The 22,234-nt window shown below is 63.0% G+C and carries 21 protein-coding genes; 18 read left to right on the top strand and 3 right to left on the bottom strand.

Features of this window, described 5'->3' with window-relative positions:
* Positions 1-24: 24 nt before the first annotated feature.
* Both paaB and paaA read right to left on the bottom strand, forming a co-directional pair.
* On the bottom strand, positions 25-315 hold the full coding sequence (paaB, locus tag NUH88_RS01130) for a 1,2-phenylacetyl-CoA epoxidase subunit PaaB (protein WP_257769442.1): 291 nt from the start codon (positions 313-315) through the stop codon (positions 25-27).
* A 43-nt stretch (positions 316-358) separates the two neighbouring features.
* Complete coding sequence (gene paaA, locus NUH88_RS01135; protein ID WP_257769444.1) at positions 359-1,342, bottom strand: 1,2-phenylacetyl-CoA epoxidase subunit PaaA; 984 nt, start codon at positions 1,340-1,342, stop codon at positions 359-361.
* A 110-nt stretch (positions 1,343-1,452) separates the two neighbouring features.
* Between paaA and paaI the strand changes: the two genes are divergently transcribed.
* The 7 genes from paaI to NUH88_RS01170 all read left to right on the top strand — a co-directional run bounded on the left by paaI (position 1,453) and on the right by NUH88_RS01170 (position 8,843).
* Positions 1,453-1,923: a hydroxyphenylacetyl-CoA thioesterase PaaI gene (paaI, locus tag NUH88_RS01140; RefSeq protein ID WP_257769446.1), complete on the top strand. Its 471-nt coding sequence runs from the start codon at positions 1,453-1,455 to the stop codon at positions 1,921-1,923.
* Positions 1,920-2,870 (top strand): PaaX family transcriptional regulator, encoded by a 951-nt coding sequence (locus NUH88_RS01145; protein ID WP_257769447.1) that lies wholly within the window; start codon positions 1,920-1,922, stop codon positions 2,868-2,870. The genes paaI and NUH88_RS01145 overlap by 4 nt, the downstream gene beginning before the upstream one ends.
* 206 nt (positions 2,871-3,076) lie before the next feature.
* Positions 3,077-3,274: a hypothetical protein gene (locus NUH88_RS01150; protein ID WP_257769448.1), complete on the top strand. Its 198-nt coding sequence runs from the start codon at positions 3,077-3,079 to the stop codon at positions 3,272-3,274.
* A gap of 93 nt (positions 3,275-3,367) precedes the next feature.
* Positions 3,368-5,458, top strand: coding sequence for a hydantoinase/oxoprolinase family protein (locus NUH88_RS01155; protein ID WP_257769449.1), 2,091 nt, complete (start codon positions 3,368-3,370; stop codon positions 5,456-5,458).
* Between the two features lie 12 nt (positions 5,459-5,470).
* Positions 5,471-7,195 (top strand): hydantoinase B/oxoprolinase family protein, encoded by a 1,725-nt coding sequence (locus tag NUH88_RS01160; protein ID WP_257769450.1) that lies wholly within the window; start codon positions 5,471-5,473, stop codon positions 7,193-7,195.
* A gap of 14 nt (positions 7,196-7,209) precedes the next feature.
* Positions 7,210-7,995, top strand: coding sequence for an ABC transporter ATP-binding protein (locus NUH88_RS01165; RefSeq protein WP_257769451.1), 786 nt, complete (start codon positions 7,210-7,212; stop codon positions 7,993-7,995).
* 110 nt (positions 7,996-8,105) lie between these two features.
* Positions 8,106-8,843 carry a Crp/Fnr family transcriptional regulator gene (locus tag NUH88_RS01170; protein WP_257769452.1) on the top strand — a complete coding sequence of 246 codons (738 nt, stop codon included), beginning with the start codon at positions 8,106-8,108 and terminating at the stop codon, positions 8,841-8,843.
* 6 nt (positions 8,844-8,849) lie between these two features.
* Here NUH88_RS01170 and NUH88_RS01175 read toward each other — a convergent pair whose 3' ends face one another.
* The gene (locus NUH88_RS01175) at positions 8,850-10,229 is read right to left on the bottom strand and encodes an MmgE/PrpD family protein (protein ID WP_257769453.1); all 1,380 of its coding nucleotides are present in this window, start codon (positions 10,227-10,229) and stop codon (positions 8,850-8,852) included.
* A 116-nt stretch (positions 10,230-10,345) separates the two neighbouring features.
* Between NUH88_RS01175 and NUH88_RS01180 the strand changes: the two genes are divergently transcribed.
* The 11 genes from NUH88_RS01180 to ccoS all read left to right on the top strand — a co-directional run bounded on the left by NUH88_RS01180 (position 10,346) and on the right by ccoS (position 22,216).
* Complete coding sequence (locus NUH88_RS01180; RefSeq protein ID WP_257769454.1) at positions 10,346-11,905, top strand: bifunctional aminoglycoside phosphotransferase/ATP-binding protein; 1,560 nt, start codon at positions 10,346-10,348, stop codon at positions 11,903-11,905.
* 63 nt (positions 11,906-11,968) lie between these two features.
* Positions 11,969-12,577, top strand: a complete 609-nt coding sequence (locus NUH88_RS01185; RefSeq protein WP_257769455.1) for a hemerythrin domain-containing protein — start codon at positions 11,969-11,971, stop codon at positions 12,575-12,577.
* A gap of 43 nt (positions 12,578-12,620) precedes the next feature.
* Complete coding sequence (gene hemN / locus NUH88_RS01190) at positions 12,621-14,003, top strand: oxygen-independent coproporphyrinogen III oxidase (protein WP_257769456.1); 1,383 nt, start codon at positions 12,621-12,623, stop codon at positions 14,001-14,003.
* 468 nt (positions 14,004-14,471) lie between these two features.
* The gene (gene ccoN, locus NUH88_RS01195; RefSeq protein ID WP_372743575.1) at positions 14,472-15,908 is read left to right on the top strand and encodes a cytochrome-c oxidase, cbb3-type subunit I; all 1,437 of its coding nucleotides are present in this window, start codon (positions 14,472-14,474) and stop codon (positions 15,906-15,908) included.
* Between the two features lie 3 nt (positions 15,909-15,911).
* Positions 15,912-16,646, top strand: coding sequence for a cytochrome-c oxidase, cbb3-type subunit II (ccoO, locus tag NUH88_RS01200; RefSeq protein ID WP_257769457.1), 735 nt, complete (start codon positions 15,912-15,914; stop codon positions 16,644-16,646).
* A 9-nt stretch (positions 16,647-16,655) separates the two neighbouring features.
* A complete protein-coding gene (locus NUH88_RS01205; protein WP_257769459.1) occupies positions 16,656-16,805 on the top strand; it encodes a cbb3-type cytochrome c oxidase subunit 3 in 150 nt (49 codons plus the stop codon).
* A gap of 2 nt (positions 16,806-16,807) precedes the next feature.
* Complete coding sequence (gene ccoP, locus NUH88_RS01210; protein ID WP_257769461.1) at positions 16,808-17,677, top strand: cytochrome-c oxidase, cbb3-type subunit III; 870 nt, start codon at positions 16,808-16,810, stop codon at positions 17,675-17,677.
* A 100-nt stretch (positions 17,678-17,777) separates the two neighbouring features.
* Complete coding sequence (gene ccoG, locus NUH88_RS01215) at positions 17,778-19,268, top strand: cytochrome c oxidase accessory protein CcoG (protein WP_257769462.1); 1,491 nt, start codon at positions 17,778-17,780, stop codon at positions 19,266-19,268.
* Positions 19,265-19,780: a FixH family protein gene (locus NUH88_RS01220; protein ID WP_257769464.1), complete on the top strand. Its 516-nt coding sequence runs from the start codon at positions 19,265-19,267 to the stop codon at positions 19,778-19,780. The genes ccoG and NUH88_RS01220 overlap by 4 nt, the downstream gene beginning before the upstream one ends.
* Positions 19,781-19,788: 8 nt before the next feature.
* Positions 19,789-22,092 carry a heavy metal translocating P-type ATPase gene (locus tag NUH88_RS01225; RefSeq protein ID WP_257769466.1) on the top strand — a complete coding sequence of 768 codons (2,304 nt, stop codon included), beginning with the start codon at positions 19,789-19,791 and terminating at the stop codon, positions 22,090-22,092.
* The gene (gene ccoS / locus NUH88_RS01230) at positions 22,079-22,216 is read left to right on the top strand and encodes a cbb3-type cytochrome oxidase assembly protein CcoS (RefSeq protein ID WP_257769467.1); all 138 of its coding nucleotides are present in this window, start codon (positions 22,079-22,081) and stop codon (positions 22,214-22,216) included. Before NUH88_RS01225 ends, ccoS begins: the two co-directional genes overlap by 14 nt.
* Positions 22,217-22,234: the final 18 nt, after the last annotated feature.

The raw sequence follows: 22,234 nt of genomic DNA on the forward strand, positions 1-22,234 counted from the left end.
GTTTCAGGTCTCCAAAGCTGCCGGTCAGAGGCATTCAACCTCGTCCGGCACCTCGTAGAAAGTTGGGTGGCGGTAAATCTTCGAGTCCGCCGGATCGAACAGGCTTTCCTTATCCGCCGGGGCCGAGGCGACAATATCCGTAGACTGCACCACCCAGATGCTCTCGCCCTCGCGGCGGCGGGTATAAACGTCGCGCGCATGCTGCAGCGCCATTTCCGCGTCGCTCGCATGCAACGAGCCGACATGCTTGTGGCTGAGGCCTTCGCGCGCCCGGATGAACACTTCCCAGAGCGGCCAGTCGTGCCCTGTGGTCATTCTCTCTCTCCCGATGGATCCGGCTTCGGAGGCCGGGATTCGTTCATTCGGCGGCGATCTTCGCCGCTTCCTTGCGCATGCGCTGCTTCTCGGCATAGGCCGCCGCTGCGTCGCGCACCCAGGCACCGTCCTCGTGCGCCTTGATACGGGCCGCCATGCGTTCCTTGTTGCACGGGCCGTCGCCGGAGACGACGCGCTTCAATTCCGCCCAGTCGATCTCGCCGAAATCGTAGTGGCCGCGCTCCTCGTTCCACTTCAGGTCCGGGTCCGGCATTCTTAGGCCCAGATAGTCGGCCTGCGGCACCGTCATATCGATGAACTGCTGGCGCAGATCGTCGTTCGAGACCCGCTTGATCTTCCATTGCATGGACTGGGAGGAATGCGCCGACTCGCGGTCGCTCGGCCCGAACATCATCAACGAAGGCCACCACCAGCGGTCCAGCGCGCTCTGCGCCATCCGTTTCTGCTCCTTCGTCCCGAAGGCCATCGACATCATGATCTCGTAGCCCTGACGCTGATGGAAACTCTCCTCGCGACAGATCCGCTCCATCGCGCGGGCATAGGGCCCGTAGGAACAGCGGCAAAGCGCGATCTGGTTGATGATCGCCGCGCCGTCGACCAGCCAGCCGATCGCACCGATATCGGCCCAGGACAGCACCGGGTAATTGAAGATGTTGGAATATTTGGCGCGCCCCTCATGCAGCGCGTCGACCATCTCCTCCCGGCTGGTGCCGAGCGTCTCGGCGGCACTGTAGAGATAGAGACCGTGCCCACCCTCGTCCTGAATCTTGGCCAGCAGCTGCACCTTGCGGCGGAGCGACGGCGCCCGGGTTACCCAGGTGCCCTCCGGCAGCATGCCGACGATCTCGGAATGTGCGTGCTGAGAGATCTGCCGAACGAGGGTCTTGCGGTACCCGTCCGGCATCCAGTCCCTCGGCTCGATCTTGATTTCACGATCGACCTTTGCCTGGAAATGTGCGGCCTCGTCTGTTTCCGGGGCCATTCCCTGTGTTTGGCTTTGCGCCATTGCGTTCCCTCGCTTAACCCGGACATTGCCGAATAGCTCAAACTTAAATGATACAAAAATCTTCCCGCGTCCAGAAAAAACTGTATCATATTAACCGAAAGGCAGACCTCATGAATGACAGCAAACCTCCGGTCACGGCGACGGAACCGGCAAACAAAACTGCGCGTAGAGTCGCGGACTGGATGCACGAGAACGATCCGGCTACGCGGAACTTCGGCATGCTCATCGAGGAGGTCGGGCCGGGATACGCATGCCTAAGGATGACGGTCCGGCCGGAGATGCTGAACGGACACAAGACCTGCCACGGGGGCTTGATCTTCACCCTTGCGGACAGTGCCTTCGCCTTTGCTTGCAATTCCGGAAACGCGCTCACCGTCGCGCAGAGCTGCGACATCGACTTCGTCAATCCGGCGCATGAGGGAGACGAGTTGGTTGCCATTTGCGAGGAGCGCTTCCATCGCGGTCGTTCAGGGATCTACGACACCGTCGTGCAGCGTGCCGACGGTACGGTCGTGGCCCACTTCCGCGGCCGCTCCCGAACGATCGGCGGCGCGTTGGTGGAGGATGGAGCAGTCGGATGAGTGTCGCGCGCAAGCTCGAGTCCGACACGACCGATGCCGCCGCGCTTCTCGCGGCGCTCAAGCCACGAGCGAAATCACTGATCGTCACTGTTTACGGCGATGCGATCCTGCCGCACGGCGGCGAAGCCTGGCTCGGCGACCTGATCCGACTCATGGAATGTTTCGGCATCAGCGAGCGCCTTGTCCGCACATCGGTCTTCCGCCTGACGCAGGATGGCGTGCTCGCCGCGCGTCAGGTTGGCAGGCGAAGCATCTACGCCCTCACCCCGGGCGGCCGGCGGGCGTTCGATGCTGCTCAGCGCAAGATCTATGCTCCATTGACCGAACGGCGCGATCCCGATGAAAACGCGCCCTGGACCATCGCCCTCCTCGGCGGCAGCGTCGATGCGGAGCAGCGGGACGCTTTGCACCGGGAACTCGGATGGGCGGGTTTCGGAATGCTGGGCACGCAGGCGCTGATCGGTACCGGCAGCGATTTGCAGAGGGCAAAGGACTCTCTAACCACGCTCGGCCTCGAAGACAGGGTGACCCTCTTCGAAGCAACGGCGAACAGCGCAGCCGGTACTCTGCGGGCACTTTGCCACGAGGCCTGGCATCTCGATGCGACGGATCAGGACTATCGCGCATTCATCAGGCGCTTTACGCCTCTGCGCGACCGGCTTCTCGCACCGTCCGAAAAGCCGGCTCCGAAAGAGGCGTTCACGCTTCGGATTTTGATGATCCACGCTTATCGGAGGGCCCTCCTCCGCGATCCCGGATTACCGACACCGCTCATGCCGGACAATTGGAGCGGCCGGACCGCGCGACAGCTTGCGGCCGAGATCTATGACAACCTGCAATACAATGCGCAGGACTTCGTCGAAACCGGCCTGCACGGCACCGACGGTCCACTCCCGCCCTCAGCGCCGCAATTTTCCGCACGCTTTTTGCGGTTAATACCCGACTGAGTGCTCGCCGGACACTCGCGGCGGACACGTTCACGCCAAAATTTATCCCACTGCCTCAATTGGATATTCCAAAACCGGTCAAAAGCCGGAAAACCGCTCTCGCCATCCGCCCCGCCGAGATGATTAAATGCGCCCTGCGCATGCGATGAGCGGCGCGCAGCCTATTTTCCCCTGCCGTCCCGGCGAGCGACCCTGGATTCGAAGTCATGATCGAGATCTATATCGAGTGTTGGGCAAGCCCCGATGGTATTCGATATCCCTGGTCCATCTGGCAGGATGGACGTCAGGTTGATTCTTCTCACGCGACATCTCTCTACGAAAACCCGGACGAAGCGGAGGAGGCTGCGCGCAAATACTGCAACGACGTGCTGAAAACGTCGCCATCCAATGTGGTTCGGCTCTAATCGGGCCACAAACGTTGACGGTTGCGAAGCAATAGGTCTAAGTGACCTTGGTTTCGTTCTGAAACTGCGTTCTACACAGCCGATTGATCTAATATGTCCGAGTCCAGCATCCGCGGCCGCCTCGCGGTCGATGTTGGCGGCACCTTTACCGATGTCGCCCTCGAATTTGGCCCTAAGCGCTACACGGCAAAGGTCCTGACCACGCCCGCCATGCCGGAGCGCGGCGTGATGAACGGGATCGAGAAAGCTCTGGAAGTGGCGAACGCAAACCCGGCGGACATCGGCCTGCTGATCCACGGGACCACGCTCGCGACCAACGCCCTAATCGAGCGCAAGGGCGCCAAGACCGCTCTGATCACTACTGAAGGTCTTCGCGATTCCGTCGAAATGGCCTTCGAGAACCGGTTCGAGCAGTACGACATCAATATCGACCGGCCGGACCCGCTGGTGCCGCGCAATCTGCGCTGGCCGGTCAGGGAGCGGCTGAACTTCAAGGGCGAAGTTCTGATCCCGCTCGACGAAAGCTCCGTCGAGGCGCTGGTGCCCCTGATCGACAAGCACGAGATCGGCTCCATCGCAGTGGGGCTCATCCATTCCTACGCCAACGGCGCGCATGAGGAGCGGGTCGGGGAGATCCTGAGCAAGGCACGCCCGGACCTCAGCATCACCCTCTCGAGCGAAGTCTGCCCGGAGATCCGCGAGTACGAACGGCAGTCGACCGCATCAGCCAACGCCTATGTGCGCCCCATCATGTCGCGCTATCTCGGCATCCTGCGCGAGGACCTGAAAAAACGCGGGTTCGATTGCCCGGTCCTGCTGATGACCTCGGGCGGCGGCCTGACCTCTCTCGACACCGCCATGCGCTTCCCGATCCGGCTGGTCGAGTCCGGCCCGGCAGGCGGTGCCATCCTGGCGAGCGAGATCGCCCGGGAATGCGATCTCTCCAGTGTCGTCTCCTTCGATATGGGCGGCACCACCGCAAAGATCTGCTTGCTGGACGACTTCCTGCCGCAAATGACGCGCACCTTCGAGGTCGCTCGCGTCTACCGCAATATGAAAGGCAGCGGCTGGCCGGTGCGCATTCCGGCCATCGAGATGGTCGAAATCGGTGCCGGCGGCGGCTCGCTCGCAACGATCGATAAACTCGGCCGGATCGCTGTCGGGCCGGAAAGCGCCGGCGCCGATCCGGGACCTGCCAGCTATGATCAGGGCGGCACTCAGCCCGCTGTCACAGACGCGGACGTCGTGCTCGGCAAGATCGATCCAGAGAAATTCGCCGGTGGTTCCGTCGCGCTGAAGCCCGAGAAGGCGGAAGCGGCACTCAAGGCCGAGATCGGAGAGAAGATGGGCCTGACGCCCGCCCTCTCCGCCTTCGGCGTCTGCGAGATCGTAGACGAGAATATGGCCAATGCCGCCCGCGTCCACGCCATCGAATGGGGCAAGGATATCGCGGCGCGGGCGATGATCGCCTTCGGCGGCGCAGCCCCGCTCCATGCGGCCCGCCTAGCGGAGAAGCTCGACATCCCCACAGTCGTGGTACCGACCGGCGCCGGCGTCGGCTCGGCGATCGGCTTCCTGCGCGCGCCGATCTCCTATGAGGTCGTGCGCTCCCGCTACATGAAACTCTCCGATTTCGACGCGGGCGCCGCGAACGCGCTGCTGGCCGAGATGGGCGAGGAAGCACGTGCCATCGTCGAAAGCGGCGCCCAGGGAGCCAAGCTCGCCGAAGGCCGCACCGCCTTCATGCGCTATGTCGGCCAGGGACACGAGATTGCCGTGCAGCTTCCGGCGGGCGCACTTACAGCCGAACATGCCGAAGAGATCCGCGCCGCCTTCGAGACCGAGTACAAGCGGCTCTACGGACGCATCATTCCGGGGCCGGAGCCGGAGATCCTGAGCTGGACATTAAATATGACGGCGCCGAGCCCCGAAACAGAAACCGAACTGATGGCTCCGAAGGGCGGCGAAGCAATACCGACCGGCAGCCGCAAGCTGTTCGATCCGGCGACGAGCGACTATGTCGACGCCGCAATCTACTGGCGCGACGACCTGCCAGTCGGCGCAAAGATCTCCGGCCCCGCGCTGGTGGCCGAGGCGCAGACCACGACGGTCGTCACCTCGGTCTTCGACGCCGCGGTAAACGAACTCGGCTATCTCGTCCTGACCCGCAAATCCGCGGCCTGAGGGAGCAGACACATGAGCACAACCTCCGCCCTCGACCAGATCCGCATGCAGATCCAGTGGAACCGCCTCCTCTCCGTCGTGGAGGAACAGGCCCAGACCCTGATCCGCACCGCCTTCAGCACCTCGGCCCGCGAGGCCGGCGACATTTCCGCCGGCGTCTATGACGTCAAGGGCCGCATGCTGGCGCAGGCGGTCACCGGTACGCCGGGCCACGTCAACGCAATGGCCGCTTCGGTCGGCTTCTTCCTGCAAAAATATCCGCTCGCGAAGATGAAGCCGGGCGACGTGTTCGTGACCAACGATCCCTGGCTCGGCACCGGACACCTCAACGACTTCACCGTCGTCACGCCGACCTTCCGCGGCAACGAGATCGTCGCCCTCTTCGCCTGCACCACTCACGTGGTCGATGTCGGCGGCAAGGGCTTCGGTCCGGACGGGCGGCAGATCTACGAGGAAGGCATCAACATCCCGATCATGCGGCTCGCGGAGAATGGCGAATTCTGCGAGCCCGTGCTCGAAATCATCCGCACCAACGTTCGCAACCCGGTGGAGGTCGAGGGCGATCTCTACTCGCTCGCGGCCTGCAACGATGTCGGCGGCCAGCGCCTTCTGGACATGATGAAGGAATTCGGCCTCGACGATCTGGCTCCCCTCGCCGACTACGTGATCGAGGGCGCGCGCGCCGGCATGGCGGCCGAAATCCGCGAACTGCCGAACGGCACCTACCGCAACTCGATGCGGATCGACGGGTACGAATCGCCGATCGATCTGGTCGCGGCGCTCACCATTCGCGACGAAGAAATCGAGGTGGATTTCTCCGGGACCTCCGGGGTCTCGACCTTCGGCATTAACGTCCCTCTGACCTATACTCAGGCCTATGCCAGCTTCGGCGTGCGCTGCGTCATCGGCGGCGCGGTGCCGAACAATGCGGGCTCGCTTGCCCCGGTGATCATCACCGCGCCGGAAGGCTCGATCCTGAACGCGCCGCATCCCTGCGCCGTCACCGCGCGGCACGTAATCGGTCAGATGCTGCCCGACGTCGTGCTCGGTTGCCTCAACCAGGTGATCCCCGACCGGGTCCCGGCGGAAGGCACATCATGCCTCTGGAACCCGGTGCTGCTCGGCGGCCATGGCCTGACCGACGAGGATTACGGCGACGCGACGCCGTTCGCGATCAACACCTTCCATGCCGGCGGCACCGGCGCGCGACCGAACAAGGACGGCCTCAACGCAACCGCCTTCCCCTCCGGTGTGCGCAACACACCGATCGAGGTGAACGAAACCATCGCCCCTCTGGTGATCTGGAAGAAAGAGTACCGGACCGACAGCGGCGGGGCCGGCAAGTTCCGTGGCGGCGTTGGACAGGTGATGGAAATCTCCCACGCCCAGCACGCCCCCTTCGCCATCAATTGCATGTTCGACCGTGTGACCTATCCGGCACGCGGCCGCAATGGCGGCGGCGACGGCGAGGCCGGAATCATCGAGCGCAAGCTTCGGAACGACCGTCTCAACGCCAAGGGACGGCAATCGATTTCCGGCGACGACCATCTCGTCGTCTCGATGCCCGGAGGCGGCGGCCTCGGTTCCGCGTTCGAGCGCGATCCGGCGGAAGTGGCGCGCGACGTCGTGCTCGGATTTGTGTCCCCGGAGGCGGCCCGCTCGGTCTATGGTGTCGCCGTCGATGAGGAAGGGCGGATCGACGAAGGCCTGACGAAGGACCTGCGCGCCGCCCGCTGAGGGGAGCAGCAGGAATGCAGTCTGGCGCCGCGGAGGCCATCACGATCGAGGGGCTCGCCAAGAGTTTCGTCGATAAGGAAGTCCTCCGCTCTATTTCGCTGACAGTCCCGGCGGGCGAGTCCACCGTTCTGATCGGGCCTTCCGCCACGGGAAAATCGGTGCTGCTGAAATGCCTGCTCGGCCTGATGCCGATCGATAGCGGCAGCATGAAGTATGGAAATCTGGAACTGCATGCTCAGGATGCCGACGGTTGGAGTGCCTTTCAGTCGCGCGCCGGCATGCTGTTTCAGCAGAACGCTCTCTTCGACAGCCTGAGAATCTGGGAGAACGTCGCCTTCAGGCTGATCAATCAGGAGCGTATGTCACGCAAGAAGGCGCGCGAGCGTGCACTGATCCGTATGGCGGAAGTCGGGCTCGGCGAGGAGATGGCGGATCTCTTCCCCGTCGAGCTTTCCGGCGGAATGCAGAAGCGCGTCGGGGTCGCCAGGGCCATGATCGGCAATCCGGAGCTGCTGATCCTCGACGATCCGACAGCGGGCCTAGACCCGATCCTGACAAACTCGATCCTCTCCCTGATCGAGCGGGCGACCGCCGGCAAAGGCACGACCGTGCTTGTCGTTACGGGCGATATGAAGGCCGCCCGGAGCCGGTTCGACAATGTCGCCATGCTTTTCGACGGCGAGATAAAATGGTCCGGAAGACGCGAAGCCGTTCCGGATGCCGGCAACCCCTATCTCGAACAGATGATCAACGGACGCGCCCGTGGCCCGATCAAGATGCGGCTCGCCGCCCGGGACTGATCCGGCCACATACGTGAATTGACCTGGATCAAAGCGCGCGTTCCGGAGCTTCAGCAGACTGTGCCCGCTTGAATGCCGGAATCTTTCGGCGCGAACGAAGCAGGCTGGTTATGGACGTATCGATTGCAGTGGACGGAGATGATTCGGACAAGCTCCCCTGTGCGGGATGCGATGACCGCGATTGCCCCATCCGCAAAGCGCTTGGCGAGGCAGGACTTCTGGAATGTTCGGACTCGATCCGGCAGATATCCGCACGTCCCGGCGAGCGGCTTGAGATCTCGGGTTTTGAGCCCGACACGGTCTTCAGGATCGCCTCCGGAATGCTCATGCAGGAACACGTCCTCGAGGACGGCCGGCGCCACGTCGCCGCCTTCAAAACCGACGGAGAACTTGCCTGGCCACTCTCCCGGGAAGACAATGGCGATATCCGTGAATTCTACGAGGCGGTCAAGCCGACCGATCTCTGCGTGATTTCAGTCTCCCCGCTGGCGGACCGGACGTCCGATGCCTGCGGGTTGATGGAGACACTTTACAGCGCAGCGAAAGAGGAAGTCGCCCGCTCACAGACGCGCATGCTGACCCTCGCCCGCTCCTCGGCGACGGAACGGCTGGCCGGGTTCCTCTTCGACCTCGCCAAGCGCACCGGCAAGCAGATGAAATACGGCACCGAGCTCAAGCTCAACATGCGTCGCGAGCGCATCGCCGACCATCTCGGCATGCAGCCGGAAACGATCAGCCGGATCATGTCCGCCTTCAAGAAGGACGGCGTGATTCAGCTCCCCCGCCCGACCGTGGTGATCATTCCGAACCTGCAGGCGCTCGCCGCCATCGCTTTCGGAGCGGCCTGACCCCGCTCAGTCCGGTTGTGCGAGCGCCGAAAGCACGCTCGCATCCTCAATTTCCGCCAGCGCGAAGATCCGGTCCGCCAATTCGACGGTCCGGGCCGCACCGAGCACCGGCTCGCCGAGCGTCCGATACTTCTCAAGGAGCCGCTGGCGCTGCGCCGGCTGATCAGCCGCCGGGACACCGACATCCCGGATTTCTTCAACCACCGTTCCGTCCTTGAGCTCCGCACGAACGCGCCCGACCGTCCGGGTGTCGGCCTCGACCCCCACCACCATCGAGCGCCGTCCGAGCTCCCGGAGCGCCTCGTCCTGCGCGAGATCATCGGTATAGGCGTTGAGATCCGCCGTATCGCGCCCGCTCAGCGCCATGGCCACCGTATGACGCAGGCTGAACTTCACCTGAAGGCCGGTCTCCGGCCTCTCAATGTTACAGACGGAAAGCGCACCCTTATTGACCTCGATGGTCAATCGCTCGATCGCCTCCGGCGCAACGCCGCGCTCCAGACGCAGCTGGCGCGCTGCTTCGATCGAGGAATGAGTCAGGTAGCAGGCGGCGTGGTACTTGAAAAGATTGCCTTCCACGGCATAGGCGCTATTCCCGCCCGGCGAGATTTCCTGCGGCGTGAAACCGTCCGACTGGGTATCGGCAAGCCCCTGCGCGCATTCAAGCGCATCCGTGCGCGAGGTCATCCCCTTGCCAGCCAGACGGGCAGCGAGCAGGCCGTTCGAGGCCGACTTTCCGACCTGGAAGGGTTTCGACATGGTCCCGAACATGGATTTGAGACCGGCCGCCTGAGCGACGGCGAGGCCAAGCGCGTGTGCCGCCCGCTCCGCATCGAGGCCAAGCAGGCGAGCCGCTGCGGCAGCGGCACCGAGCGTTCCGATCGTCGCCGTCATGTGCCAACCGCGATCATAGTGGCTGAGCCCCACCATTTCCGCTGCGAGAACCTCAGTTTCGTAACCGACCACGAAAGCGTCGAGAAAATCCGGACCCGACACTTTCCGCGTGTCGGCGATGGCGAGCAGTACCGGGACGAGCGGAACCGTCGGATGCCCCATCATCCGCGAATTCACATCGTCATAGTCGAGTGCATGAGAAGCCGCACCGTTCACCAGCGCCGCATTCAACGGGCTGAGACTGTCCGCCAAACCGACCAGACGCGCTGGACCGTCGCCTTCTTCCCGGGCGGCTTCCGCAAGCATCAGGCTCAATGGCTCGCGGCTGCCCGCCAGCGTTACGCCAAACCAATCGAGGATCGCATCCTCCGCCCAGGCATGCGCAGTCGCACCGATACTTCCCGGTTTGGCCGAAACCGCCCATGCGGCAAGTTCCCGGGTCGGCGAGGATGGTGCTCCGGGTTGCGATGCTTCAATATCGGCACGTCCCACTGTTTCCTCCTGTCCCGTCCGGCGTGTTTGAGTCATGTCATGGAATCTGAACCGGACGGCGGCATGATGGCAGCCTCCAGCAATTCATGTGACCGGATCTAGCGGACCATCGAACCATGGAAGAAACCGACGACCAAAGTGCGGCTTTGGAATTTCTCGGGCGCCGCGACAGCTACGATCCACGGCCAGATCAGGATCCGGCCCATATCGCGACCCATGGCAGTCATGTTTTTCTCGCCGGAGACCGCGCCTACAAACTGAAACGCGCGGTGGCATTCCCCTACATGGATTACGGCACGCTCTCGAAGCGGAAACGATTCACGGAAGCGGAGCTCGACCTCAACCGACGCACCGCTCCCGAGCTCTATCTCGGCATCCGGCGGCTGACCGAGACACCGGCCGGCGATCTGGAATGGGACGGCGCGGGCGAAACCGTCGAATATGTCCTTGAGATGCGGCGTTTTCCGGACGGCGCCCTGCTCGATCGCATGGCCGATGACGGGACGCTCTCTGCCGCCCTGATAGAAAGGACAGCGGAACGTATCCGCTCCTTCCACGACGCCGCGGCGGCTTTGCCACGAGAGGACGCACCCGGGGCCGGCGCCGCCGGACTGCGCGCGGTGCTCAAGGAGAATTTCGAGGAATTCGAAGCCCAGCCGGAACATTTCGCGCCCGCCGATGTCGCGAGATATGCGGAGCATGTTTGGACCGCCTTCGACAGCCTCGCGCCGCTCCTCGACAGGCGGATGGCAGGTGGGCACGCCAAACATTGCCACGGCGACCTTCACCTTCGAAACATCTGCCTGCTCGACGGCGAGCCGACGCTTTTCGACGGCCTTGAGTTCAACCCACTCTTTGCCTGCATCGACGTGCTCTACGATTTCGCCTATTTCCTCAGCGACCTTGCGATCCGGGACCGTCCGGACCTCGCGAACCTCGCCTTCAACCGATATTTCGTCGATGGAGGCTATGATGGATTGCCTTGCCTGCCACTGTTCATTTCCACCCGCTCGGCCGTCCGCGCGAAGATCATGGTCAGCGGTGCCATGGCACAAGACGATCCCGCCGCACGCGAAGCCATGCTGGAGCAATCGCGCCATTCCTTCGAGGCCGCGAGGACGCAGATCGAACCGGCGGCGCCTCTCCTGATCGGCGTCGGTGGCTTTTCCGGCTCCGGTAAATCGACCCTCGCACGCGCCCTTGCCAACCGGCGGCGCCCTGTCCCCGGCGCGATCCACCTGCGCAGCGACATCATCCGGAAGCGGATACACGGCGCGGCACCGACCGACCGTCTGCCCAATAGGGCTTACCGTTCCGAAGTGAGCGCGGAAGTCTACCGCCTGATGCTGCAACGCGCGGAAGCGGTGCTGAAATCAGGCTATCCGGTGATCCTCGATGCAGTAAACGACCGCCTCGAAGATCGCGACGCCATGGAGACGCTCGCCCGTTCTTTAAGTGTGCCTTTCCATGGACTCTGGCTTGACCTGCCTGCGGAGCTCATGGCAGCCCGCATTGCGGGGCGAAGAGGTGACGCGTCCGATGCCACGGAAAACGTTATGCGCGATCAACTCGCCCGCGGCCATGGACCGCTCGGCTCATGGCATCGGATAAACGCGTCCAGCGCTCCCGAGACGGTTCTGGAAAGAGCCGAGAAGCTCGGCTTTCCGGGCAATTGACATACATCAACGCCCGCACGCGCCCCCTTCCATAGACTCGCGGCCGTAAAGACCTGAACAGGGATGGTCGCCATGCCAAAAATTCTTGAAATCCTGCAGAAAGATCATGAGCAGCATGACTTGCTGCTCTCGATTCTTGAGAAACAGGTAAAAGACGCTCATCTCCGGGGCGAACCGGATTACGATGTGGTTTCGGAAATCGTCGATTATTTCCTGACCTACCCCGCCGAATTCCATCACGTGCGCGAAGATCAAATCTACGAAAAGATCCTCGCGCGCGACCCGCAAGCCGCAGAAGAGATCGGCCAGATCGAGGAAGAGCACAAAGCGTGCGAAGCCTTCATCAAAGCCTTTGCCGGCGCGCTCGCGAGTGTGCTTGGCACCGGTATCGTTACCCGCAGTCAGTTTGCCAATGCTGCGCTCGAATTCATCGAGTCGCAGCGTCGCCATATCCGGATGGAAGAGAGCATCTTCTTCCCGACCGCACTCCGGGTACTGAAACAAGAGGATTGGCGCGATCTCGACGATCACCTGTCGGACCGGGCGGATCCCATTTTCGGAAGCCAGCGCGAAGCGCAATTCGAGACATTGCGGCAGGAAATACTGGATTGGCAGAGCGCGAGAGAGCCTGCCAACGACCGATTTCCCGCGGGACAGGAAATGAGTGTCTGAAGCGACGGCGCCGCACCCTCGATCCAGGTGAAGACAAATGAATATGATGCGTAAAGAAGGGCCCCGGAGGGTCTGCGAACTCAAGCTTCTACAGAAATACGGCGCGAGCAACGTGCCGCGCTACACGAGCTATCCGACGGCCCCTCATTTCAGCAACCAGGTGTCCGCGGACGACTACAAACAATGGCTCGGCGAGTTGAGCCCGAGCGACGCCCTCTCGCTCTACCTCCACGTGCCGTTTTGCGAGGAACTGTGCTGGTACTGCGGCTGCGCGGCTCAGGTCGCGCGCAAGTACGGCCCGGTGTCCGAGTATGCACGGGTAATGGAGCGGGAAATCGAAACCGTCTCCCATTATCTCGCTAAGCCCGGACCGGTGCGCCACCTGCATTGGGGCGGGGGATCCCCGAACCGGCTCAATGCGAGCGACTTTTTCAGCCTGATGTCGCTGCTGCGCCGCCACTTCGAGTTTTCGGACGATGCGGAACTCGCGATTGAGATCGACCCCCGCACGCTCGACGACAGCCAGATCGACGCCTATGCCCGTTCCGGCATCAATCGTGCCAGCCTCGGCCTGCAGGATTTCACCCCTAAAGTGCAAGCGAGCATCAACCGGCTTCAGCCGTTCGAACTGGTCGCCGACCGCGTTTCGGCGCTGCGCCACGCCGGAGTTTCAAATCTCAACTTCGATCTGATGTACGGCCTGCCCTACCAGACCACTGACGATGCAGAGAAGAGCGTCTCGCTCGCGCTGAGCCTCGAGCCAAGCCGGATCGCGGTCTTCGGGTATGCACATGTCCCCTGGATGCGCAAACATCAGAAGCTCATTCCGGAAACTGCCCTTCCGGGGACGGCGCGCCGCCGCGAGCAGGCGCACGCGATGTCCGAATGCATCCGGGCCGCCGGATACGTCCAGATCGGACTAGACCATTTCGCGCGCCCAGACGATTCGATGGCCCGCGCGGCGGCTGCCGGCACGCTCCGACGGAACTTCCAAGGCTATACGACCGATGATGCGGTCGCTCTGATCGGTTTCGGTGTTTCTTCGATAGGCTATTTGCCGAATGGCTATATCCAGAACGTTCCGGACACACGCCTTTACGAGCAGAGCGTTCGCGAATCGGGCCTCGCCGTCTCCCGGGGACTCTCACTGACCCAAGACGACCGTCTGCGTCGAACCCTGATCGAGAAACTGATGTGTAACGATACCGTCGACGTCGCGGAAACCTGCGCTGACTATGCGATCCCCGTCGAAGACGTTTTGAGCGATGCGGATTCCCTTGGTGAGATGGAAAGGGACGGACTCTTGACGTGGGACGGATCGAGGATCGAGATAACACCGGAGGGGCGGCCCTATGTCCGGGTCGTCGCGGCACTTTTTGATGCGTTCCTGGCTTCCGGCAAGGCCCGCCATTCGGGTGCTGTCTAAACAAAAAATATGACTGTTTGAGTGAAATGTTGCGGCGCAATGTCGCTGTGCGCTCGCGCCACATGCTCATTGCGCCGCCCATAGAGGATCTTGAGCCCACGGCTCAGGACATGCTGGGAATTTGACCTAAATCAATGCCGGATTAGGGCAACGTTTCTAGTTTGCTAGCAAGGCTGTTCCCGGAGGGGGGATGGTCACTCGAGTGTGTTCAGTATCGCGAGGGAAGACATGAACAGCACACTAACCGCAAACCGCCATACAGGCGGCGCATGGACCATGGGGGTTCTCTTCGCCCTCGGTGCCATCGTCAGCCTGCTTTGGATGGCAAAAGCGCCGAGCCCCGAGATGGGCTTTCACGCCTTTCTTTTCTTTGCCTTTTTCACTCTCGGCTGTTTCGTCCTGGTGAAACGCCACTACGATATGGCCAACGCGCCAGCGGTGCCGACGGCGGACGACGACGTCGGCTATATGGACGGCGTGATCCGCGCCGGGGCCATCGCCTCGACCTTCTGGGGCGTGGTGGGCTTTACCGTAGGTCTCGTCATCGCCCTGCAGCTGGCATTTCCGGTCCTGAACTTCGACCTTCCCTGGACGAATTTCGGCCGCCTGCGCCCGCTGCACACCTCGGCGGTGATCTTCGCCTTCGGCGGCAACATCCTGATCATGACCTCTTTCCACGTGGTGCAGCGGACCTGTAAGGCCCGGCTCGCGGGCGGTCTCGCACCCTGGTTCGTTTTCTGGGGTTACCAGCTCTTCATCGTGCTGGCGGCGACCGGTTACGTTCTCGGCATCACGCAGAGCAAGGAATACGCGGAACCGGAATGGTACGTGGATCTCTGGCTGACCATCGTTTGGGTGGTCTATCTGCTGGTCTTCCTCGGCACCATCTGGAAACGGAAAGAGCCGCATATCTACGTCGCGAACTGGTTCTACCTCGCGTTCATCATCACCATCGCGATGCTGCATATCGTCAACAACCTGTCCCTGCCGGTTTCCCTTGCCGGCGCGAAGAGCTACTCCGCCTTCGCCGGTGTGCAGGACGCACTGACGCAGTGGTGGTACGGCCATAACGCCGTCGGGTTCTTCCTGACCGCCGGCTTCCTGGCCATCATGTACTATTACATCCCGAAGCGGGCCGAGCGTCCGGTCTATTCCTACCGGCTTTCGATCATCCACTTCTGGGCGCTGATCTTCCTCTATATCTGGGCCGGTCCGCACCACCTGCACTACACGGCCCTGCCGGACTGGGCGCAGACTCTCGGCATGACCTTCTCGATCATGCTCTGGATGCCGTCCTGGGGCGGCATGATCAACGGCCTGATGACGCTCTCGGGCGCCTGGGACAAGCTCCGCACGGACCCGGTCCTGCGCATGCTGGTCACCTCCGTCGCCTTCTACGGCATGTCCACCTTCGAAGGCCCGGTCATGTCCATCAAGGCGGTGAACGGCCTCAGCCACTACACCGACTGGACCGTCGGCCACGTGCATTCCGGTGCGCTCGGCTGGGTCGGCATGGTCAGCTTCGGCGCCCTCTACTGCGTGGTTCCGATCCTCTGGAACCGCGAGCGGCTCTACTCGCTGCGCCTCGTCGGCTGGCACTTCTGGATCTCGACCATCGGCATCGTGCTGTACATCACCTCGATGTGGGTCTCGGGCATCCTGCAGGGCCTGATGTGGCGTGCCTACGACACCCTCGGCTTTCTGGAATACTCCTTCGTCGAGACCGTCGAGGCCATGCATCCCTTCTATGTGATCCGGGCTCTTGGCGGTGCCGTTTTCGTCGCCGGTTCCCTGGTCATGGCTTACAACCTCTACCGCACCATGCGGGGCGATCTTCGTGATGAAGCCCCGTTCGTGGGCGCGCCGGTGCGCGCACCCCAGGGCGCGGTCGCGGCGGGAGAATGATCGATGTCTCTGCTCAATAAACACGCTGTCTTCGAGAAGAACTCGATCCTGCTCTGCGTCGGGATCCTGATCACCGTCGCCATCGGCGGCCTGGTCGAGATCTCGCCCCTCTTCTACCTGGAAAGCACAATCGAGAAGGTGAAGGGCATGCGTCCTTACACCCCGCTCGAGCTCGCGGGACGGAACATCTATATCCGCGAGGGTTGCTACAACTGCCACAGCCAGATGGTGCGGCCGTTCCGGGACGAAGCCGAACGCTATGGCCATTACAGCCTCGCGGCGGAGAGCATGTACGACCACCCTTTCCAGTGGGGCTCCAAGCGAACCGGACCGGACCTCGCCCGGGTCGGCGGTCGTTATTCCGACGACTGGCACGTGGCGCACCTGATCAATCCGCGCTCCGTGGTGCCGGAATCGATCATGCCGGGCTATCCGTTCCTCGCCGATAAGGAGCTGAAGATCGACGATCTTTCCGGCCACCTGGCGGCGAACCGTGGCGTCGGCGTGCCCTACACGGACGAGATGATCGAGAACGCGGTCCTCGATGCCCGGGTCCAGGTCAATCCGGATGCGGATGAAGTGGATGCCTTCATGGAGCGCTACCCGAAGGTTCAGGTACGCGACTTCGACGGCAATCCGAACAAGCTCACCGAACTCGATGCGGTGATCGCCTACCTCCAGATGCTGGGTACGCTGGTCGATTTCGACCTCTACGCCCAGGATCCGGCGCTGCGATAGGAGGGAGAAATGGATTACCAGACTGTCTCCGCTTTCGCGCAGACCTGGGGCCTTGTGTTCCTGGTCACCATGTTCGGCGGCGCGGTGATTTACGCGCTGTGGCCGAGCAACCGCGGCAAGTTCAAAAAAGCCGCGCACATGCCGCTTGAGGAGGATTGACCGTGGCTCACAACGCTGAAAAGGACGCTGTGACCGGCGTCGAAACAACCGGTCACGAGTGGGACGGGATCAAGGAACTCAACAATCCTCTCCCGCGCTGGTGGCTCTGGACCTTCTACATCACGGTCCTTTGGTCGATCGGCTACTGGGTCGTCTACCCGGCCTGGCCGCTGGTCTCCAGCTATACCGAAGGCATGTTCGGCTATTCCTCCCGCCAAGAGGTGATGGACCGGATCGCAGAGGCAAAGGAAGCCCAGTCAGAGTATCTCGGGAAGATCGAGACCGCCTCCCTGGACGAGATCCGGGGCGACAGCGAGTTGCTGAATTTCGCGCTCGCCGGCGGACGCTCGGCCTTCGCGGTGAACTGCTCCCAGTGTCATGGTCAGGGCGCCCAGGGCTTTGTCGGATACCCGAACCTCAACGACGACGCCTGGATCTGGGGCGGAAAGCCGGACGAGATCATGACCACGATCCTCTACGGCATCCGTTCCGATCACGACGATACGCGGTACAGCGAAATGCCGGCCTTCGGCCGGGACGGTCTGCTGGAACGCCCGCAGATCAACGAGGTCGTGGAATACGTCCTGCAGATCTCCGGACAGGATCACGACTCGGGTATGGCCACGGCAGGTAAGGACGTTTTCGTGGAGCAGTGCGCTGCCTGCCATGGCGAGAACGGCGAAGGTATCCGGGAGACCGGTGCCCCGCGCCTGACCGACTCGATCTGGCTCTATGGCGGCGACCGCGACACGCTCCGTGCGACTGTCACCAATGCCCGCTACGGCGTGATGCCGGCTTGGACCGGCCGTCTCGACGAAGCGACGATCAAACAGCTTGCCGTCTACGTGCATTCGCTCGGCGGCGGCGAATAAACCTTATTGCTCCCGCCGGTCCTCCGGCGGGAGCTTCCCAACCGCCCGGGCCAGGACCGCCCCGGATCAGTGACAGCAAACCCGCGAAAACAGGTCACCCATGGATCAGGCCAGCCAGGTTTCGAGCCCAGCCACCGCCCCCGAGGCCTCAGTCGAGAAGATCGACGTCGATGCGGTCAACAAGAAGGAGGAGCGCTCCCTCTACAAGGCCCGGGTCAAGATCTACCCGAAACGGGCGACCGGCTTCTTTCGCAAGCTGAAGTGGCTGGTCATGGCCGCCACGCTCGCGGTTTACTACGTCGCACCATGGCTCCGCTGGGATCGCGGCCCGAACGCGCCCGATCAGGCGATCCTGATCGATTTCCCCGCGCGCCGGTTCTACTTCTTCTTCATCGAGATCTGGCCGGAAGAGGTCTACTATCTGACCGGCCTCCTGATCATCGCCGCGCTCGGCCTCTTCCTGATCACCAGCCTCGCCGGCCGCGTCTGGTGCGGCTATACCTGCCCGCAGACCGTCTGGACCGATCTCTTCATCTGGGTCGAGCGCTTCGTCGAAGGCGACCGCAGCGCCAGGATCAGGCTCGACAAGCAACCGCTCTCGGTGAACAAGGTCGCCCGGAAATCCGTGAAGCACGCTCTCTGGCTGCTGATCGGGATGGCGACTGGCGGCGCCTGGATCTTCTATTTCGCGGACGCGCCTACCCTGCTGGTCGATCTCTTTACCCTGCAGGCCCCGGTCGTCGCCTACAGCACCGTCGCCGTTTTGACCGCCAGCACCTATATCTTCGGCGGCATGATGCGGGAGCAGGTCTGCACCTTCATGTGCCCCTGGCCCCGTATCCAAGGAGCGCTGGTCGACGAGGACTCCCTGATCGTCTCCTACAAGGACGATCGGGGCGAGCCGCGCGCGCCGTTCCGCAAGAACCAGGACTGGTCAGAGCGCGCCGACTGTATCGATTGCAACCAGTGCGTCGCGGTCTGCCCCATGGGCATCGATATTCGCGATGGCCAGCAGCTTGAATGTATTCACTGCGCCCTCTGCATCGACGCCTGCAACGAGGTGATGACTCGTATCGACCGGCCGCTGAACCTGATTTCCTACGATACTTTCGTCAATCACGAGCGGCGCGCGACAGGACAGCCGACACAGAAACCGCGTCTGATCCGGGCACGGACCGTCATCTACAGCGCGCTGATCTCAGCCGTCGGCCTGCTGATGCTCGCCACCCTGCTGACCCGCGCCACGCTCGACATAAACATCCTGCATGACCGAAACCCGCTCTTCGTCAAACTTTCCGACGGCGGCGTCCGCAATGGCTACACGATCAAGATCCTCAACAAGCAGCACGAGGTGCGGCGTTTCGAGATCGCGGTCGATGGCCTGGACAACGCCCTGGTTACGGTCGTCGGACATGACGGGACCAGCGGCCTCGAGGTGCCCGCCGACAAGCTGGCGCAGTTCCGGGTGTTCGTCTCAGTCCCGCCGGCCTCCGTTCCGGACGGACGGCAGGATTTCGATTTCATCGTGACAGACGTGGTTGACGGGAACCGGGCGGTCAACGACACCATATTCAGAGGACCGGAAAAATGAGTGACCTCGCGATGACCGAGCCCGCCCGCCTGAAAGGCAAACACGTTCTCTTCACCCTGCTCGGGTTTTTCGGCGTGGTGATCGCGGTCAACGTGACCTTCGTCGTGATCGCGCTCGATACCTGGACCGGCCTGACGACGCCGAAATCCTATGTCGAAGGGCTGAACTACAACAGCCTCATCGAGGATGCCACGAAGCAGCGAGCCCTCGGATGGACGGCGGATATCGCCGTCGCGCGGGATCCTGGCAAACCGGACAGCTTCGCGGTGACCGTTACCGCATCGCTCGGCGACCGCAATGGAAAGCCGCTCGCCGCAGAGAGCGTCACCCTCAGTTTCCGCCATCCGATTAACGAGAAATACGATCAGACGATCGCGCTGACGCGTGGAGCGGACGGCCGCTATACCGGAGCAGCCGAGCTTCCCGTCGCCGGCAACTGGGACACACGTATGACCGCGCGCATGGCGGACGGCAGCAGCTTCCGCCGCGACGGCGAACTCTGGATCAAGTAGGCAGAGCAATGAGCACTGCGCCCCGCACTCCGGCAGACAAAGGCAAGACGGAAACCGCTCCGCTGGCGAGCTGCTGCGAGATCGCGGCGGCGATGGATCTAGCGGAGGACGTCATCCGCCCGGCCGATGTGGCAAGTTACGTCGCTGCCGGTCCGGACGGTATCGCAGATCTGCACCTGATCGTCCGCAATATGCATTGCCCCTCGTGCGTGCGTCAGATCGAAGGCGGACTCGGCACCGAAGCCGGTGTGCTCCTCGCCCGTCTCAATGCCACTACGCGGCGACTGCATCTGCGCTGGAACGAAGCCGAAACCAGCGCGGCGGCACTCGTCGAGAAGCTGGCCGATCTCGGTTACGAGGTCTCACCCTATGACCCTGTAAAACTCGCCGCCTCGGCGAATACCGACGACCGGGAACTGCTGAAGGCGATGGCGGTCGCCGGATTTGCCGCCGCGAACGTCATGCTGATCTCTGTCGCGGTCTGGGCCGGCCTCGCACAGGATATGGGCGAAGCCACCCGCGCGCTGATGCACTGGCTCTCGGCGCTGATCGCGCTTCCGGCGGTCGCCTATTCCGGGCGCCCGTTTTTTCGCTCCGCCCTCTCCGCCGTCTCTCACGGCCGCACGAACATGGATGTGCCGATCTCGCTAGCGGTCATCCTCGCCGCGGGCATGAGCCTGTTCGAGACCACGCGCGGCGGCGAACATGTTTATTTCGACGCTTCTGTCAGCCTGCTCTTCTTCCTGCTGATCGGCCGCTTCCTCGATCGTTCGCTCCGGCGGAAGGTGGAATCCGCGGCACAGAACCTGCTCGCCCTGAAAGCCGTCTCCGCGACCGTCATCGGAGAGGACGGCGGTTACATTTCCCAGCCGATAGACCTCGTCCGCCCGGGCATGAAGGTCGCCGTCGCCGCCGGCGAGCGCTTCCCCGTCGACGGTGTCCTGCAATCGGGACAGACAGAGATCGACACTTCAATGGTGACCGGCGAATCCGTCCCGCGCGCCGCCGGGCCGGGCGAAAAGGTCTTCGCCGGCACGGTCAATCTCGGCGCACCCGTGACTGTGACCGTGACAGCGACGGACGAAGGCACCTTGCTCTCCGAAATCGTGGGCCTTATGGAAGCGGCCGAACAGGGCCGTGCGCGCTATGTCCGCCTCGCGGACCGGATGGCCCGCTGGTATGCCCCGGTCGTCCACGCGGTGGCGCTTGCCACCTTCGCCGGCTGGATGACATTCGGAGACATCGGCTGGCAAGCCGCCTTGCTGGTTTCGATCACCGTCCTGATCGTGACCTGCCCCTGCGCCCTAGGCCTCGCCGTCCCCGCGGTTCAGGCCGGCGCCGTCGGACGGCTGCTCAAGGCCGGCATTCTCGCGAAATCGGGCGACGGACTGGAGCGGCTCGCCGCGGTGGACACCATCGTCTTCGACAAGACCGGGACCCTGACGCTCGGCCGTCCGGAGCTGCTGGACCGGCACGATATTGCGCTTTCGGATCTTAAACGCGCCGCTTCCCTCGCGGCCGCGAGCCGCCATCCTCTGTCCCTCGCCATCCGCCGCGTCGCCGGCCCCGTTGCTGCGATGGACGATGTCGAGGAAGTGCCTGGACAGGGCCTTCGTGCGATGGACGGCCAGACCGAGATCCGTCTTGGGCGGCGCAATTTTGCCCGGGTCGGCGCAGAGGCCGGCGCCTATCACGACGGCCCGGAGCTCTGGCTCACCGACGGCAATCGCTGCACCCAGTTTCGCTTCCGCGACGAGGCCAGAGCCGACGCGCGCGAAACCGTCTCAGCCTTGCGCGATCACGGATTCTCGGTCGAGCTTCTCTCCGGTGACCGCCGCGAGGCCGTGGAGCGGCTCGCACGCGATGTCGGTATCGCGCAGTGGCGAGAGGCCTGCACACCTCAGGACAAGATCGCCCGGCTTGAAGCGCTGGCGAAGAAAGGCAGAAAAGTTTGCATGGTCGGGGACGGTCTGAACGACGCGCCCGCCCTCGCCGCCGCCTTCGCCTCGATCTCGCCGGGTACTGCCGCCGACGCAAGCCAGACGGCGGCCGATTTCATCTTCCAGGGCCAGCGCCTCGCCCCCGTGCTGGAAGCCGTGAAGACGGCCCGCTCGGCCCGCGTTCTGGTCTTGCAGAATTTCGCACTCGCCCTCGCCTATAACGTCATCGCGGTGCCGGTCGCGGCAGCCGGCTTCGCGACACCGCTGATCGCGGCCATCGCAATGTCCGCCTCGTCCCTCGTGGTGACCCTGAACGCGCTCAGAATCAAACTGGGTCGTCTTCAGCCGGAGCAGACCAATGACAGCGCTTAGCTTTCTGATCCCCGCCGCCCTGCTGCTTGGCCTGGTGGGCCTCGTCGCCTTCCTCTGGGCGCTGAAGAACGGACAATTCGAGGATCTCGATGGGGCGGCACACCGGATGCTCGACGAGGACTGAGCACTTCTCAATCACGTC

This window comes from Nisaea acidiphila (genome assembly GCF_024662015.1).
In the GTDB taxonomy this organism is placed as follows: domain Bacteria; phylum Pseudomonadota; class Alphaproteobacteria; order Thalassobaculales; family Thalassobaculaceae; genus Nisaea; species Nisaea acidiphila.